This is a genomic window from Kocuria rosea, from assembly GCF_023715525.1.
In the GTDB taxonomy this organism is placed as follows: Bacteria; Actinomycetota; Actinomycetes; order Actinomycetales; family Micrococcaceae; genus Kocuria; species Kocuria rosea_A.
Window position 1 is genome coordinate 1 of record NZ_JAMBOG010000004.1, and the last position, 15,853, is coordinate 15,853.

The 15,853-nt window shown below is 76.0% G+C and carries 15 protein-coding genes and 1 pseudogene; 7 read left to right on the plus strand and 9 right to left on the minus strand.

Annotated features, from left to right (window positions below; all coding sequences use genetic code 11):
- From M3185_RS03600 to M3185_RS03610, 3 genes and pseudogenes are all read left to right on the plus strand, one after another.
- Positions 1–703, plus strand: a pseudogene (locus M3185_RS03600) (hypothetical protein); the annotation flags it as partial.
- A 144-nt stretch (positions 704–847) separates the two neighbouring features.
- Positions 848–1,726: a class E sortase gene (locus M3185_RS03605; protein ID WP_445298418.1), complete on the plus strand. Its 879-nt coding sequence runs from the start codon at positions 848–850 to the stop codon at positions 1,724–1,726.
- A 4-nt stretch (positions 1,727–1,730) separates the two neighbouring features.
- Positions 1,731–1,895, plus strand: a complete 165-nt coding sequence (locus tag M3185_RS03610; RefSeq protein ID WP_251332314.1) for a hypothetical protein — start codon at positions 1,731–1,733, stop codon at positions 1,893–1,895.
- Positions 1,896–1,965: 70 nt separating this feature from the next.
- Here M3185_RS03610 and M3185_RS03615 read toward each other — a convergent pair whose 3' ends face one another.
- The 3 genes from M3185_RS03615 to M3185_RS03625 are packed head-to-tail and all read right to left on the minus strand — an operon-like array spanning position 1,966 to position 5,347.
- Positions 1,966–2,820, minus strand: a complete 855-nt coding sequence (locus M3185_RS03615) for a transglutaminase family protein (RefSeq protein WP_251332315.1) — start codon at positions 2,818–2,820, stop codon at positions 1,966–1,968.
- Positions 2,817–3,743 carry an alpha-E domain-containing protein gene (locus M3185_RS03620; RefSeq protein ID WP_251332316.1) on the minus strand — a complete coding sequence of 309 codons (927 nt, stop codon included), beginning with the start codon at positions 3,741–3,743 and terminating at the stop codon, positions 2,817–2,819. The genes M3185_RS03615 and M3185_RS03620 overlap by 4 nt, the downstream gene beginning before the upstream one ends.
- Positions 3,737–5,347 carry a circularly permuted type 2 ATP-grasp protein gene (locus tag M3185_RS03625; protein WP_251332495.1) on the minus strand — a complete coding sequence of 537 codons (1,611 nt, stop codon included), beginning with the start codon at positions 5,345–5,347 and terminating at the stop codon, positions 3,737–3,739. The genes M3185_RS03620 and M3185_RS03625 overlap by 7 nt, the downstream gene beginning before the upstream one ends.
- Before the next feature lie 138 nt (positions 5,348–5,485).
- On the opposite strand from M3185_RS03625, the gene M3185_RS03630 reads away from it, so the two are divergent.
- The 4 genes from M3185_RS03630 to ppgK all read left to right on the plus strand — a co-directional run bounded on the left by M3185_RS03630 (position 5,486) and on the right by ppgK (position 8,410).
- Positions 5,486–5,638 carry a hypothetical protein gene (locus tag M3185_RS03630; protein WP_251332317.1) on the plus strand — a complete coding sequence of 51 codons (153 nt, stop codon included), beginning with the start codon at positions 5,486–5,488 and terminating at the stop codon, positions 5,636–5,638.
- Complete coding sequence (locus tag M3185_RS03635) at positions 5,635–6,534, plus strand: glycosyltransferase family 2 protein (RefSeq protein WP_251332318.1); 900 nt, start codon at positions 5,635–5,637, stop codon at positions 6,532–6,534. Before M3185_RS03630 ends, M3185_RS03635 begins: the two co-directional genes overlap by 4 nt.
- Positions 6,531–7,481 (plus strand): glycosyltransferase family 2 protein, encoded by a 951-nt coding sequence (locus M3185_RS03640; protein ID WP_251332319.1) that lies wholly within the window; start codon positions 6,531–6,533, stop codon positions 7,479–7,481. The genes M3185_RS03635 and M3185_RS03640 overlap by 4 nt, the downstream gene beginning before the upstream one ends.
- Positions 7,482–7,618: 137 nt before the next feature.
- Complete coding sequence (ppgK, locus tag M3185_RS03645; RefSeq protein WP_374238461.1) at positions 7,619–8,410, plus strand: polyphosphate--glucose phosphotransferase; 792 nt, start codon at positions 7,619–7,621, stop codon at positions 8,408–8,410.
- 40 nt (positions 8,411–8,450) lie between these two features.
- Here the strand turns inward: ppgK and M3185_RS03650 are convergent, their stop codons facing one another.
- The 6 genes from M3185_RS03650 to M3185_RS03675 form a co-directional block, all read right to left on the minus strand.
- Positions 8,451–9,467 carry a UDP-glucuronic acid decarboxylase family protein gene (locus M3185_RS03650; protein ID WP_251332320.1) on the minus strand — a complete coding sequence of 339 codons (1,017 nt, stop codon included), beginning with the start codon at positions 9,465–9,467 and terminating at the stop codon, positions 8,451–8,453.
- A gap of 80 nt (positions 9,468–9,547) precedes the next feature.
- Positions 9,548–10,543, minus strand: a complete 996-nt coding sequence (locus M3185_RS03655; protein WP_251332321.1) for a glycosyltransferase family 9 protein — start codon at positions 10,541–10,543, stop codon at positions 9,548–9,550.
- A complete protein-coding gene (gene rfaE2, locus M3185_RS03660; protein WP_251332322.1) occupies positions 10,533–11,942 on the minus strand; it encodes a D-glycero-beta-D-manno-heptose 1-phosphate adenylyltransferase in 1,410 nt (469 codons plus the stop codon). Before rfaE2 ends, M3185_RS03655 begins: the two co-directional genes overlap by 11 nt.
- Positions 11,939–13,813 (minus strand): glycosyltransferase, encoded by a 1,875-nt coding sequence (locus M3185_RS03665; RefSeq protein ID WP_251332323.1) that lies wholly within the window; start codon positions 13,811–13,813, stop codon positions 11,939–11,941. Before M3185_RS03665 ends, rfaE2 begins: the two co-directional genes overlap by 4 nt.
- Positions 13,810–14,769: a glycosyltransferase gene (locus tag M3185_RS03670; RefSeq protein WP_251332324.1), complete on the minus strand. Its 960-nt coding sequence runs from the start codon at positions 14,767–14,769 to the stop codon at positions 13,810–13,812. Before M3185_RS03670 ends, M3185_RS03665 begins: the two co-directional genes overlap by 4 nt.
- Positions 14,757–15,851 (minus strand): glycosyltransferase family 9 protein, encoded by a 1,095-nt coding sequence (locus M3185_RS03675; RefSeq protein ID WP_251332325.1) that lies wholly within the window; start codon positions 15,849–15,851, stop codon positions 14,757–14,759. The genes M3185_RS03670 and M3185_RS03675 overlap by 13 nt, the downstream gene beginning before the upstream one ends.
- Positions 15,852–15,853: the final 2 nt, after the last annotated feature.

The following is a 15,853-nucleotide window of genomic DNA, read 5'->3' on the forward strand; positions in this document are numbered from 1 at the left end:
CCGCGACCACGACCGCGACTGGGACAAGGACCGCGACCACGACCGCGACTGGGACAAGGACCGCGACCACGACCGCGACTGGGACAAGGACCGCGACCACGACCGCGACTGGGACAAGGACCGCGACAAGGACTGCGAGTGGGTGCCGAACCCGGACAAGGGCCACGACTGGGGCTCCGACTGGGGCTCCGACAAGGGCCACGACTGGGGCTCCGACAAGGGCCACGACTGGGGCTCCGACAAGGGCCACGACTGGGGCTCCGACAAGGGCCACGACTGGGGCTCCGACAAGGGCCACGACAAGGGCCACGACTGGGGCCACGACTGGGGCTCCGAGGACTGCGAGGATGAAGCTCCCGTAGAGGAGCAGCCCACCGAGGAGCAGCCCACCGAGGAGCAGCCCACCGAGGAGCAGCCCACCGAGGAGCAGCCCGTGGCGGAGCAGCCCGTGGCAGAGCAGCCCGTGGCAGAGCAGCCCGTGGCAGAGGTGCCGGATGGAGCCGGTGTCGTTGCGGACGTGGAGTCGGAGGTCCTGCCTGCGAGCACGGACACCTTCGTGGAGTCCGCACCGGAAGTGGTGAGCGATGAGGAGTCCTTCGACGTGCTGGCTGACACCGGCGTCGGCTCCGGGGCGCTGATCGCCGCCGGACTGGGCGTCGTGCTGCTCGGCCTTGGCGTGGCACTGCGGCGCAAGTGGGCCTGATCCGGGTCACCAGTCCCGCTGCCTGATCGGGGGATGACCCCGGGTCCATGACCCGGGGTCATCCCCCGATCACCGTCTCGTCGAGACGTCCGCCGGCAACGACCCCGAACCGACCAAGAATCCGACCAAGAAAGAGTGGCACTCGTGGACGTCAGGACAGTCACCGCTCCCCACCCCGCGGAGCCGACCGGACCGGCCACGACGGGTGGACGCGACGCAGTGCGTCGGGCCGCGCGGACAGCGGGTGAGCTCCTGATCACCGTCGGCCTGGTGCTGGTGCTGTTCGTGGTGTGGCAGCTGTGGTGGACCAATCTCGATGCCTCCGAGACCCACGGCCAGGCGGTGACGCGAATGGCCGACGAGTTCGGCGGACCCACCGCTCCAAATCTGGAGGCGCCCGTGTGGACACGACCTGACGACCCCCCCGGGGGCAACGCCGTGGGCGGGTCCGGTGACGCCACCTCCTCCGCGGGGCGCCGGATGGACGACGGCGAGGTCGGGACGCCTCCGGTGGCAGCCCCGCCCGGCTACGGGGAAGCCCTCGGCATCGTCTACGTGCCGCGGTTCGGGGCGGACTACGCGCGCCCGGTGATGCAGGGCACCGGGCGAGACGTTCTGGACACCCTGGGACTCGGGCACTACCCGTCCACGGCGATGCCCGGGCAGGTCGGCAACTTCGCCCTCGCCGGGCACCGGCAGACGAACGGGAAGGTGCTCGATCTCGTCCACACCCTGGTGCCGGGCGACCGGATCCACGTACGGACGGCCCAGGGCTACTACACCTATGTCTTTCGTGACAGCGAGATCGTGCTGCCGACGGAGACCAGGGTGCTCGCGCCCGTGCCATCGGACCCGGCGGCACGACCCACCGAGAGAGTGCTCACGCTGACCACCTGCCACCCGCGCTACGGAAGCACCGAGCGCTTCATCGCGTACGCCGTCCTGGAGTCCTGGAGACCGACCGCGGCGGGCCCGCCCGCGGAGATCGCCGCGACGGTCGCCGACGAGACCGAAGGGAGGTGAGCCGATGTACGGATGGATCTTCTCCCGGCTGCCCGGCCCGCTGTGGGTGCGCGTCCTCCTCGCCGCCGCGATGATCGTCGTGGCGGTGGCGGCGCTCATGGAGATCGTCTTCCCCTGGGCAGCTCAGTTCTCCCCGCTGACCAGCGGGGTGACCCTGGCGCGGGAGTGACCGCCCGCTCAGCCGCGGCCGGGGCACCCGCCGCGGCAGGTGCCCCGGTCTGTCGGGCAACGCCGCGGCGTCAGGCGGTCTGGGTGACCTCGACGCGCACCTGCAGCCCCGAGGTCCCGCCCCCGCCGGTGACCATGCCCTTGAGCGGGGTGACGTCGGAGTAGTCCCGGCCGCGGGCCACGGTGACGTGGAAGTCGGTGAGCCGGGTGTGGTTGGTCGGGTCGTAGGCGTACCAGCGGTCGTTCCACCACTCGACCCAGGCGTGGGACTCCCCCGGCACCGTCCGGCCGATGCCGGCCTCGTAGTCGGGGTGCAGGTAGCCGGAGACGTACCGGGCGGGGATGCCGATGTGGCGCATCATGCCGATGGCGACGTGCGCGAGGTCCTGGCACACGCCCTTGGCCTCCCGCCAGGCGGCCTCCGCGTCCGTGTGCACGCCGGTGACCCCGGGCACGTACTGCATGTGGGTGGCGATGCCCTCGAAGATCGCGCGCGCGGCGTCGGCGGGGTTCGCCGCCGCCGCCCGCAGCTCCTCCGCCACCCCTTCCAGCTCGGGGCCGATCCGCGTCAGCGGGGTCTGGGCCCCGTAGTCGGAGACCGCGTCCTGGAGCTCGGGGGTGGCCAGCTCCTCCCAGCTCAGCCCGTCGGCGGCCTCGTCGCCGGCGGCGCGGTGGACCTCCACGGTGGCCGTCGAGCGGATCTCGAGGTGCCGGTGCCGGCCCTGGATGTCAAAGGCGGCGACCCGGGTGCCCCAGTAGTCCCGGTAGTTGCTGACCGTGGCGGTGCCGGGGCTCAGCGTCAGCTCGGCCTCGAGCACCACCTGCTCGTCGTCGGAGATCGGCGTCATCCGGGCCTCGTTGTAGGACTTGGAGACGCTGTCGTTGTAGTCGTAGCGGGTCACGTGGTCGATCTTGAGCCGGGTCACAGGATCCCTCCGAACCAGGACGCCTCGACGGCGTGCGAGAAGTACTTGGCGCCCACGGCCTCGGAGGCCCGCGCGCAGGCGGCCTGGACGTTGTTGAGGTGCTCGGGCAGCACGGCGATGAGGTCCTCCGCGTGGTGGAACTCCAGGGCGGTGCGCGCCTCGCCGATGATCCGGCGGGCGTCGTTCTTGAACCCGACCCGCTGGATGCCGGGCTCCAGCTGGACGAGGACCTCCTCGGCGGTGGTGAGGCTGTGCAGGATCGAGCCCGGGAAGAGCCGGTCCAGGAGCAGGAACTCGGTGGCGGACTCGTCGTTGAACGTGCCGTAGCGGGTGCGCAGGAACGCCTCGTAGGCGCCGGCGCAGTGCAGGATCGACACCCAGGACATCCCCGAGGTGGACGTGGAGCGGGTCCACAGCAGCCGGGAGGTCATGTCCGCGCGCTCGATGGCAGCACCCAGGGACAGGAACATCCAGGACTCGTCGCGGGACATGGTCATCTGCACCTGCCCGCGCACCGTGGCCATCCGCTCGACGGTCCAGTGGCAGACGCGGAAGGTGCCCACCACGTCGCGGCGGTGCTGGCCGAGTCCGTAGAAGGTGGAGTTCAGCGCCTCCCACATGGGCGAGGACATGCTCTCCCGGGCGCGGCGGGCGTTCTCGCGGGCGGCGTGGAGCGCGCCCGAGATGGAGGTCAGGCAGTCCCGGTTCCACGCCAGCTCGTGGATCATCGACTTGACGCTGTAGACCCCGTCGGTCGGGGTCACGCCCATGACCTCCATGATCCGCCGGACCTCGGTCTCCTGCTGGCCCGGGGGCAGCTGGGTGATGCGCTCCAGGTGGACGTCGAGGATGCGGGCCACGCCGTCGGCGCGCTCGACGTAGCGGCCGATCCAGAACAGCGACTCGGCGATGCGGCTCAGCACGACGGCTCCTTCCCGGCGGCCGGGCGACCGGCCTGTTGCTGCTGCTGCTGCACCTGGCCGCCGTCGCCCTCGTCCTGCCACGAGGCCGAGACGGGCCAGGTGTGCACGGTGTCGTCGACGTCCGCGTGCCGGGCCAGGCCCGGGTCCAGGTCCTGGTTCTGCGGCCGGCCGAGCACCCAGGTGTCCTTGGACCCCCCGCCCTGGGACGAGTTGACGATGAGCGAGCCCTTCTTCATGGCCACGCGGGTGAGCCCGCCCGGCAGCACGTAGATGTCGTCGCCGCTGTTGACGGCGAACGGGCGCAGGTCGACGTGCCGGGGGCTGAACTCCCCGTCGGCGAACGTCGGCACGGTCGACAGCTGCAGCACCGGCTGGGCGATCCACCCGCGGGGGTCGGCGAGCACCTTGGCGCGCAGCTCCTCCAGCTCGGCCTCCGTGGCGTGGGGGCCGATCACCAGGCCCTTGCCGCCGGAGCCGTCCACCGGCTTGACCACGAGCTCGTCGAGGTGGTCCAGGACGTACGCGCGGGCGTCGTCCTCCTCCAGCCGGTAGGTGTCCACGTTGGGCAGGACCGGTTCCTCGTCCAGGTAGTAGCGGATGAGGTCCGGCACGTAGGAGTACGTGAGCTTGTCGTCGGCCACGCCGTTGCCGATCGCGTTGGCGATCGTCACGTTGCCGACCCGGGCCGCGTTGACGAGCCCGGAGCAGCCGAGCACGGAGTCGGAGCGGAAGTGCAGGGGGTCCACGAACTCGTCGTCGATCCGCTTGTAGATCACGTCCACCCGCTGCTCGCCGGCGGTGGTGCGCATGTACACCTTGTCCCCGCGGACCACGAGATCCCGGCCCTCGACGAGGCGCACGCCCATCAGCCCGGCCAGCAGCGTGTGCTCGAAGTAGGCGGAGTTGAACACGCCCGGGGTCAGCACCACGACCGTGGGGTCCTCGGCGGCCTCCGGCGCGGTGGCGCGCAGCGCCCGGTAGAGGTGGCGGGGATAGGCCTCCACCGCCCGGATGGACTGGGACATGAACGCCTCGGGCAGTCCCTTGGCCATGGCGCGGCGGTTCTCGATGACGTAGGACACGCCCGAGGGGACGCGCACGTTGTCCTCGAGGACGCGGAAGACGCCCTGCTGGTCGCGGATCACGTCGATCCCGGCCACGTGGATGCGCACCCCGCCGGCGGGGTGGAAGCCCCACACCGCGCGGTGGAAGTGCGCCGACGACGTGATCAGCGAGCGCGGCACGATCCCGTCGGCCACGACGCGCTGCTCGCCGTAGACGTCGTCGAGGAAGCACTCGAGGGCGCGGACCCGCTGCTTCACGCCGCGCTCGATGATGTCCCACTCCTCGGCCGTGATCACGCGCGGGACGAGGTCCAGGGGGAACGGGCGCTCCTCCCCGGCGAAGTCGAAGGTCACGCCCCGGTCGAGGAAGGACCGGGCCATGGAGTCCGCGCGGGCGTTGACGTCGCTGAGCGAGAGGGCGTCCAGGACCTCCCCGATCTGCTCGTACCCGGGCCGCGTGCCCCGCTCCTCGGTGAACATCTCGTCGTAGGCCGCCGCTGTGGCCATGTCGGCGGCGTAGTTCTCGAACAGGTCGGACATCTGGGGGGTCACGCCCCTTTCCGGGTTCTCGCTGGCTGTACGGGGAGTATGGACGGTCCGTGTTTCGCCGCTGTAACCCGATTGTGTCACGCGCCATGGGCCCGGGCCGGGCAGGACGTGCCCCTACGATGGGATGACGTGCCCGCGCCCGCGGGCGCGTTCCCCCGCCCGTCCCTGCCGCTCGTTCCCACGGAGGACCTCGTCTTGCGCACCGACCACGCCCGCGCCCGGGCGACCGACCGGACCGCCGACCTGCCCCGGGGCGGGTCCCTGCTCCGCCCGGTGCGATGAGCGCCGGCGTCCCGCAGCGCGTCACCGTGGTCGTGGCCACCCGCAACCGGCGGGACGAGCTCGTCGCGAACCTGGGCCGGCACGAGGGTCCCGTGGTCGTCGTGGACAACGCCTCGACCGACGGCTCGGTCGAGGCCGTGCGCGCGGCGCACCCGCACGTGCAGGTGGTGGCGCTGGGGACCAACGTGGGCGCTGTGGCCCGCACGATCGGCGTGCGCCTGGCGGGCACCCCGTACGTGGCGTTCGCCGACGACGACTCGTGGTGGGCCCCCGACGCGCTGGCCCGCGCGGCCGCCGTCCTCGACGCCCACCCGCGCCTGGGCCTGATTGCCGGCGCGATCGCCGTGGGCCCCGATGAGCGCCCGGACCCGCTCAACGCCGTGCTGGCCGCGTCCCCGCTCGGCATCCCCCGGGGCTGCCCGGGCCCGGCCCTGCTGGGCTTCGTGGGCTGCGGCTCGATCGTGCGTCGGTCGGCGTTCCTGGAGGTCGGGGGCTTCGACGACGTCGTGCGCTTCCCCGGCGAGGAGGAGCGCGTGGCCCTGGACCTCTTCGACGCCGGGTGGCGGCTGGCCTACGTCCCCGAGGTCCGCGCGCACCACCACCCGTCCCCGAGCCGGGAGAGCGACGACCGGCGGCAGGCGGAGCTGGTGCGCAGCCGGCTGCTGACCGCGCTGATGCGCCGGTCCTGGCCGGCCGTGGCCCGCGAGCTCGCCGGCGCGGTGCGCGGCGGCCGCCGGGGACGCCGCGGCCTGCTGGGCGCCCTCCCCCGCGTCCCCGCCGCCCTGCGCGCCCGGCGGCCGGTGTCCGCCTGCACGGAGAGCGCGCTCGCCCTGCTGCACGGCGACGCCCCCGCGACCCCTCACCCCGACCCCGTCCTCCCGGAGGAGACCCCGTGACCGAGACCGTCCCCACCGCCTCGACCGAGCCCGCGCGCGATCCGCAGGCGGGCCCCGACGGCCGGGTGGCCGTCGTGATGATCACCTACAACCGCCGGGACGAGGCGCTGCTGGCGCTCTCCCGGCTGCGCGAGCTGCCGGAGCGCCCCCACGTCGTCGTCGTGGACAACGGGTCCGCGGACGGCACCGCGGACGCGATCCGGCGGGCGCACCCGTGGGCGGAGCTCGTGGCGAGCCCCGTGAACCTGGGCGCCGTGGGCCGCAACGTGGCGATGGATCGGGTGGGGACCCCCTACGTCGCATTCTGCGACGACGACACGTGGTGGGAGCCCGGCTCCCTGCGCCGGGCCGCCGACGCCCTCGAGGCGCACCCCCGCCTGGGGGTCGTCACGGGCAGGATCCTCGTCGAGCCCGGGGCCCGCGAGGACCCCATCAACGCCGAGCTGCTGTACTCCCCCGTCGAGGGTCCCGCGTGGCTGCCGGGCCCCGCACTCGGCAGCTTCCTCGCCGGCGCCTCCGTGGTGCGCCGGGAGGCCTTCGCCGAGGTCGGCGGGTTCAGCGAGCGGCTGTGGCTGGGCGGTGAGGAGGAGCTGCTCGCGGCGGACCTCGCCACGGCCGGGTGGGAGCTGTGCCACCTGCCCGACGTCGTGGTCCACCACCAGGCCTCCACGGTGCGCGACCCCCACCTGCGGCGCCGGCACGGGCTGCGCAACACGCTGTGGTTCATCTGGCTGCGCCGGCCCCTGCGGGCCGCGCTGCGCCGGAGCCGCGACGTCATCGGCGGCGCGCCCCGGGACCGGGTCACGGCCCTGGCCCTGCTCGACGCCCTGCGCGGCGCCCCGTGGGTGCTGCGGGAGCGCCGGCCCCTGCCGGAGCACGTCGAGCGGCGCTTCCTGGCGCTGGAGGAGTCCCAGCGCACCAGCGCCGCGCGCCGCTACGTCAGCTGACCGGGTGGCGCGGCGCCCGCGCCCGCCCGGTCCGCCCCCGGACCGCCCACCAGGACCCGCGACCAGGACCACGGAGGCCCCTCTTGGACCCGCACCCCGTTGACCGTGCCGCCCCGGCGAGCTCCGGCTGGTCGACCCTGCACCGCCACCACATCGGCATCGACGTCGGCAGCGCCTCGATCACGTACGCCGTCGTGGACACCGCCGCGGGCCGCCCCACCGGCCCGGTCCGGAAGGTGCCCACGCCCGATCCGGCCAGCCCGGTGGCCGTCGCCGAGGTGCTGTGGGCGCTGGTCGAGGCGCTGTCGGCCGAGCCGCGGGCCCCGCACCCGGAGGCCAGCGTCGGGGTGGCCCTGCCGGCCATCATCCGCCACGGCGTGGCCCGCTCGGCCGCGCACATCGACGACGCCTGGATCGGCCTGGACGTCGGGCGCTTCCTCACCGACCGGCTGGGGCGCGCCGTGCACGTGATCAACGACGCCGACGCCGCGGGCCTGGCCGAGGCGCACTACGGCGCTGGCCGCGGGGAGGCGGGCCGCGCGGTGACGGGGACGGTCCTGGTGATCACCCTGGGCGCCGGGATCGGCTCGGCGCTGATCGTGGACGGACGGCTGGTCCCGAACCTGGAGCTCGGCCACCTGGAGATCGACGGGGCCGCGGCGGAGGTCCTGGCCTCCGCCGCGGCCCGCGAGCGGCAGGGCCTGGACTGGCCCGCCTACGCCGAGCGGCTCCAGCGCTACCTCTCCCACCTGGAGTTCCTCTTCTCCCCCGACCTGATCGTCGTGGGGGGCGGGATCTGCGTGGACCACGAGCAGTTCCTCCCGCGCCTGCGGCTGGGCACCCCCGTGGTGCCCGCGGGGCTGCGCGACGCGGCCGGCGTCATCGGCGCGGCGCGCCACGCCTACCTCGCGCTGCCGCCCCTGGGATGAGGCCGGACGGCGGAGCGGTCCGCCCGCCCGGGCGGCGGCGTCAGCGGAGCCGGCCGGCGGCGGGCACCTGCGCGGGCCGGGCCGCCTCGCGGAACCACTCCACGGTCCGGGCCAGGCCCTCCGTCCAGGGCACCTCGGGGACCCAGCCGAGCACCTCGGTGGCCAGCGCCGTGTCGGGGCGGCGGACCTTCGGGTCGTCGACGGGGCGGTCGACGAACGCGATCTCCGACGCCGAGCCCGTGGCGGCGATCACGTCCTGCGCGATCTGCAGCACGGACAGCTCGTGCGGGTTGCCGATGTTCATGGGCCCGCTGTGGCCGCTGCCGGCCAGCGCCAGGATGCCGCGCACGAGGTCGGAGACGTAGCACACCGAGCGGGTCTGCGCGCCGTCGCCGGTGACGGTCAGCGGCTCCCCGGCCAGGGCCTGGCGGATGAAGGTGGGGATCGCCCGGCCGTCGAAGGGCCGCATCCGGGGTCCGAAGGTGTTGAAGATCCGCACGATCGCGGTGTCGACGCCGTGCTCCGCGCGGTAGGCGACGGTGAGGGCCTCCGCGAAGCGCTTGGCCTCGTCGTAGACGCCGCGCGGGCCGACCGGGTTGACGTGGCCCCAGTAGCTCTCGGGCTGGGGGTGGACCTGGGGGTCGCCGTAGACCTCGGAGGTCGACGCCAGCACGAAGCGGGCGCCCTTGTCCTTGGCCAGGCCCAGGGCGTGGTGGGTGCCGATGGAGCCGACCTTGAGGGTGTGGATGGGCAGCTTGAGGTAGTCGATCGGGGAGGCCGGGGACGCGAAGTGCAGCACCAGGTCCACGTCGCCGGGCACGTGCACGTAGTCGGTGACGTCGCACTGGACCAGCCGGAAGCCGGGGTCGCCCACGAGGTGCTCGATGTTGGCGGCGGAGCCGGTGAGGAAGTTGTCGAGGCAGACGACCTCCACCTCGCGCCGGCGCAGCTCGGTGCACAGGTGGCTGCCGAGGAAGCCGGCGCCGCCGGTCACGACCGCCCGGCGGACGGGGCGGCCGGCGCCGGGGGTGGTGGTCGCGTCTGTCGTGGGGTTCACGGTGCTCCTCGGGGTCGAACGGGCAGGGTCTCGGGCGGGCGGGATCTTCCAGCGGGCGGGCAGGTCTTCGGGCCCGGCGGTCAGGGACCGGCGCGGACCGGGGCGGGGCGGGCCAGCTGGGCCCGGGCGGCGGCGAGGACCTCGGCCACGGTCACGGCGGCCAGGCGCTCGTCGAGCACGTCCGCGTGGGGGTCGCCCCACGCGTCCGCGGCCGGGTCCCCGTGCCATAGCACGGTGTGCAGCTCGTGGTCCACGGCGGGTCCCCACCAGGCGGGCGGGGTGGGGCCGAAGAGCACCACGGAGCGCACCGCCAGGGCGGTGGCCACGTGGGCGACGCCGGTGTCCGTGCTCAGCACGGCGGCGGCGGCCCCGACGGCCGCGGCGAGCTCCGCCAGGGACAGTGCGCCGCAGACGTTCTCGGCGGCGTCCAGGCCGTCGGCCACGGCGGCGGCGAGCCCGGCCTCGGCCGGGGACCCGGTGACGAGGATGCGGTGGCCGTCGGCGGCGAGGGCCTCGGCGACGCGGCGCCAGCGCGCGGCGGGCCAGCGGCGGGAGGCCGAGGCCGCCCCGGGGTGGAGCACCACGGGTGCGCCCTCGGGCGCCGGCACGTGCGGGCGCAGCCGCAGGTCCTCGGGCCCGCAGGCCCCGCCGGCCGCGTCCACCAGCCGGCACCAGCGCCGCACCTCGTGCTCGTCGGCCCGCCACGCCGGCCCGTCGTGGCCGGCCGCGGCGAACGCGACGAGCCGCTGCGGGCGGGTGGCGAGCAGGAGCTCGTGGCTGCGCGGCCCGCGGCCGTGCAGGTTGACGGCCACGTGCCCGCCGGGCAACGCCGGCAGCGGCTTGAGGCCCGCCGTGGGCAGCACGGCGTCGACGACGCCGAGCTCGGCGAGCCAGGTCCCGATCCCCTCGGGGGCGGCGAGGACCAGCCGGTGGCCCGGCAGCATCCGGCGCACGCCCCGCAGGGGGGCCACGCCGGCGAGGGCGTCGCCGAGGCCGAGCGCGCGCAGCACGAGGACGTCGCCGGGCCCGACCGTCGCCGGGTCCACGGTCGCCGCGCGGCGGGGCTCAGCGCTCACGGCCGGCCCGCTGCAGGATCGCGGTCGTGGACCGGCCGGAGAGGTAGGGCAGGACGGTGACCTCCCCGCCCCAGCTGCGCACGTCGGCGGCCTCGGGCAGCTGCTCGGGGGTGTAGTCCCCGCCCTTGACCCACACGTCCGGGCGCAGCAGGTTCAGCGCGGCGCGCGGGTCGTCCTCGTCGAAGACGACGACCGCGTCGACGCTGCGCAGGGCCGCGAGCACCCGGGCGCGGTCGCCCTGGCCCACGACGGGGCGGCCCGGGCCCTTGAGCCGGCGCACGGACCCGTCGGAGTTGAGCAGCACCACCAGGGCGTCGCCGAGCCGGCGGGCGGCGTCGAGGGAGGCGATGTGCCCGGCGTGCAGCACGTCGAAGCACCCGCCGGTGGCCACCACGGTCCCGCCCCGGGCCCGGACCTCGGCGAGCAGGTCCTGGACCTCGCGCGGCAGCCGCTCGGCCCCGGGGTGCAGCCCGGGGCGCTGCCGGGTGCCGGCGGCGCGGCGGGTGCGGTACGTGGCCGCCCCGCCGGCCGCGACCCACTGCCCGGCGGCCTCGACCGCGGTCTCCACGGCGGCGGTCACGTCCGCGCCGCCGCCGAGGGCGAGGGCGGCCGCGGAGGCGAAGCGGTCACCGGCCCCGCACGGGTCCGTGTTGCGCACGGGTGCGGCCGGGAGCAGCTCGGTGCCGGCGGCGGACGCCAGGTAGGCGCCCTCCGCGCCGGCGGTGACGGCCACGGCGCGGGCGCTCCAGCGGCGGCGCAGCGCCCCCGCGAGCTCCCGGGGCCCGGCGCCGTCGTCCTCGAGGGCGCCGGCGGCCTCGGCGGCGTTGGGGGTCACGAGCGCGCACCCGGGGACGGGCTCGCCGCCGCGGGGGTGCGGGTCCCACACGACCGTGCCGGTGCGGGCGTGCTCCTCGAGCGCGGCCCGCACGGCCAGGTCACGGGTGATGCCTCCCCCGTAGTCGGAGACGAGCACGGCGTCGGCGCCGGCCAGGACGGCGGCCACGTGCGCGGCCGAGACGCCGACCGGGGTGCCCGGCCCGCCCTCGTCGACGCGCAGGAGCGTCTGCCCGGCGCTGCGCACGCGGGTCTTGGTGCGGGTCCCGCCCTCGTGGCCGAGCCGCTCGAGGGCGACGTCCCCGAGGGCGGCGGCGAGCTCGTGGCCGGCGGCGTCCGCGGCCACGGGCGCCAGCAGGGTCACGGAGACCTCCGCCGGGACGGAGCCGACCGCGGGCGGCTCGGCGCACAGCAGCGCGGCCAGCCCCGCACCGCCCGGGCTGGCGAACACGTCGTCGACGTCGACGACCGGCACGGGCGCGTCCGGGCTCAGGCGCGTGGAGGTGCCGGCGACGTCGCGGTCGAGCAGGGCGTCGCCGACGACGACGATGCGGGCGGCGCTCATGCGACCCCCGCCCGCACGGTCGCCGGCTCCTCGTCGGCGGGCTCCCCTGCCGCCTCCCCGGCGGGCGGGACGAGCAGCTCGTCGACGGGCCGCGGGGCCAGCCGGGCGTCGACGGCGGCGCACACCGCGTGCAGGAGCATGAGGTGGACCTCCTGGATCACCGAGGTGCTGGGCGCGGCGACGGTCAGCACCTCGTCGGCGAGCTCGGCCAGCGGGTTGGGGCCGGGTCCGGTCAGCGCCCACACGTCCAGCCCGTGCTCCCGGGCGCGCTGCGCGGCGGCGAGCACGTTGGGGCTGCGCCCGCTCGTGGAGAGGACCACGAGCACGTCGCCGGGCCTGCCGTGGGCCTGAACCTGGCGGGCGAAGACCTCCTCGATGCCGTAGTCGTTGGCGATCGCGGTCACGCTGGAGGTCTCGGCGGAGAGGCAGACGGCGGCGAGGGGCTGCCGGTCGTCGACGAAGCGCCCCACGAGCTCGGCGGTGAAGTGCTGGGCCTCCGCGGCGCTGCCGCCGTTGCCGACGGCCAGGACACGGCCCCCGGCGGTCAGCAGGCCGGCGAGGCGGGCGCCCCAGCGGTCCACGACGCCGGCGTGCCGGGTGGCCTCGCCCGCGGCGACGGTGAGCTCGTCGAGGTGGCTGCCCAGCCACCTCTGCGTCTGGGCGAGCAGCGGGGGGTGCTCGCGGCGGTGCCGCTCGAGCACGCGCTCGTAGGCGCGCTCGGTCTGCTCGGCCACGCGGGCCCAGCCGAAGAGCCGCTCGACGCGGGCGCGCCCGGCCCGGCCCATGCGGGCGGCCAGCGCGGGGTCGTCGAGCAGGGTGCGCAGCGCGTCCGCGGTGCCGGCGACGTCGCGCGGCGGGACGAGCAGGCCCGTCACGCCGTCCTCGACGCTGTCGAGCAGCCCGCCCACGGCGGTGCCCACCACGGGGCGCGCGCAGGCCATGGCCTCGAGGGGCACCATGCCGAACGGCTCGTACCACGGCAGGCAGGCGACGACGTCGGCGCCGGCCAGCAGGGCGGCGGCGTCGCCGTGGTCGACCCGCCCGAGCAGCTCCACGCGCTCGGCCACGCCCAGCTCCCGGGCCAGGGCCCGCAGGCGCAGGGCCTCGGGGTCGCGGTCGAGCTCGGCGCGGTCGGGGCCGCCGGCCACCACCAGCTCGGCGCCGGGCAGCTGCGCCAGGGCGCGGACGACGACGTCGACGCCCTTGCGCTCCACGAGCCGGCCCAGGGCGAGGATCCGGCGCGGGTGCGCCTCGGCGCGCGCGGGCGCCGGGGCGAAGGCGTCGAGGTCCACGCCGCAGGGCACCACCTCGATCCGCGACGGGTCCCCGCCGAGGGCCAGCAGCTCGGCGCGCTCGTCCCGGCAGGTGGCCAGGACGAGGTCGGCGGCGGCGACGATCTCGTTCTCCGCCGCGAGCCGGCCCGCGGGGCTGGTGTCGGCGGCGCCCTGGTGGCGGCGCTTGACGGCCCCCAGGGCGTGGAAGGTCTGCACCACGGGGATCTGCAGGGTCCCGGCGGCGCGGCGGGCGGCGAGCCCGGACATCCAGAAGTGCGCGTGCACGAGGTCGGGGGCGCCGTCGCGGGCCCAGTCGCGGGCCAGCCAGCGCCCGAACTCGTCCATGTAGGGGGCGAGGTCGTCCTTGGGCAGCGGGCTGGGCGGGCCGGCGGGCACGTGCACGACGCGCGCGCCGGGGGCGAGCTCGACGACGTCGGGCAGCCGGGCGTCGTCGCGCCGGGTGTAGACGGTCACCCGGTGGCCCCGGCGGGCGAGGCCCTCGGCGAGGGCGGCCACGTAGACGTTCTGTCCTCCGGCGTCGACCCCGCCGAGCGCGGCCAGGGGGCTGGCGTGCTCGGAGACCATTGCGATTCTCATGCTGTCACCTTCTCCAGGATGCGGTCCCAGTCCGCGAGGAAGCGGTCCAGGCCGTAGTGTCTCAGGGCGTGCTCGCGGGCGGCGGTGCCCGCCGCGGCCGCCGCGTCGGGGTCGTCGAGCCAGTGCCGGGCCTGCGCGGCGAGGGCCTCCGGGTCGTTGGAGAGCAGCCCCGCCTCCGGCGGCACCGCGCGCGGTGCCTCCGTGGTCGAGAGCCCGAGCACGGGCATCCCGATGGTCATGGCCTCGAGCAGCGCGAGGCCCAGGCTCGTCCACCGGTACGGGTGGAAGTAGGCCCGGTGGCCGCCGAGCGCCGCGTGCAGCTGCTCCTGAGGATAGTTCTCGTGCAGCCGCCCGGCCATGTGGGGCGCGAGCTCGGCCAGCCGGTCCATGCCCATCCCGTACACGTCCACGGGCAGCTCCCGCGCCAGCGCGGTGACGAGGTCGGTGCCGGCGAGGCGCCCGCGGCGCACGGGCTCGTTGACGACGACGGCGAGGCTGGCGCTCGTGCCGGTGTACAGCGGGCCGGGGTCGACGATGCCGTGCTCGACGACCTCCGTGGGGGCCTCGCCGTTGTCCCACATCATCCGGTTGAAGTGCGTCACGTGCACCACGGGGATGTCCGAGCGCTCCGCCAGCGGGTGGCGGGTGGTCACGGCGGTCCCGCGGGGGGTGTCGTGCTCGACGTAGACGGCCGGGACGTCCGTGCCGGGGCGCCGGCCGGTCCACCGCTCGAGGAGCTCCAGCTCGTGGGGGCGCTGCAGCAGCACCACGTCGAAGTCGGCGTCGGCCAGCTCCGCGGGGGTGAGCTCGCGCGCGGCGGCGGGCCACTGCCAGGTCCGGGCGCGCCCGCGCCCGTCGGGGCCGCGGTCCTCGACCACGGGCAGCAGGTACTCGTGGGGACCGTGCACGAACGACGTCGTCCACGACCCGTGGACGTGCCAGGTCAGGATGCGCACCTGGGTGCTCCTTCCGTTGCGTTGACAGCGCCGGGTGCGCCCGCCGTGAGCCGGGCGACGGCGGCGACCACGGCGGCGGGCGGCACCGACGACAGGCACGGGTGCCCGGGGACCGGGCACTCCCGGGCCCGGGAGCCGCGGCAGTCCGCGGTCCGGTCCCCCAGCAGCACGACGGGCACGCCGTAGGGGGCCCACCGCTCGGCCGGGACCACCGGGGAGAACAGGGAGACGACCGGGGTGCCCACGGCCGCCGCCAGGTGGGCGGGCCCGGTGTTGCCGACGACGACGCAGCGGGCGGCCTCCAGCACGGCGGCCAGCCCGGCCAGGTCGGTGCGCCCGGCGAGGTCGAGGACCGTGGCCCCGGGCGCGGCGGCCCGGGCGGCGGCGACGGTCGCGCCGGCGAGCTCCCGCTCCCCCGGCCCGCCCGTGACGACGACGGCGTGCCCGGCCGCGGCGAGCCCGGCCGCCAGCGACCCGGCGTGCGCGGGGGTGAGCCCGCGCGAGGGCACGGAGGCGCCGGGGTGCAGGGCCACGAACCCGCCCGGCAGCGCGGACAGCTCCGCGGGCAGCGCGGGCAGGGGGCGGCGCACGGCCAGGCGCAGGTCGGCGTCCGTGGGCGCGGGGGCCCCCGCCGCGACGGCGAGCTCCATGGCCGCCTCCACCTCGTGGCCCCCGCCGGGCGGGTCGGCCCGGCGGTGCCGGACGTCGAGCAGGGACCCCGGGTAGTCCTCGCTGGTGGCGACGACGCGGGGGATCCCGGCCAGCCGGGCGAGCAGGGCCATGGGCAGCGCGCTCTGGTGGTAGGACGTGAAGACCACGGCGAGGTCGTAGCCGCGCGCCGCGAGGTCCTCCACGAGCCCGAGGGCCGCGGCCCGGTCCACCGGCGGCGGGCGGAAGCCCGACCACGGCGCGGCGTACTCGAGGACCTCGGCCACCCCCGGCAGCAGCCGGGCCGCGGCCGCCCCGGCGGGCGAGGCGAGCAGGTCCACGGGTCCGCCGCGCCGGGCCAGCGCCCGGACCGCGGGCCCGCTCAGCAGGACGTCCCCGTCCGAGTCGAGGCGGACGGCGAGGGTGCGTGCCACGC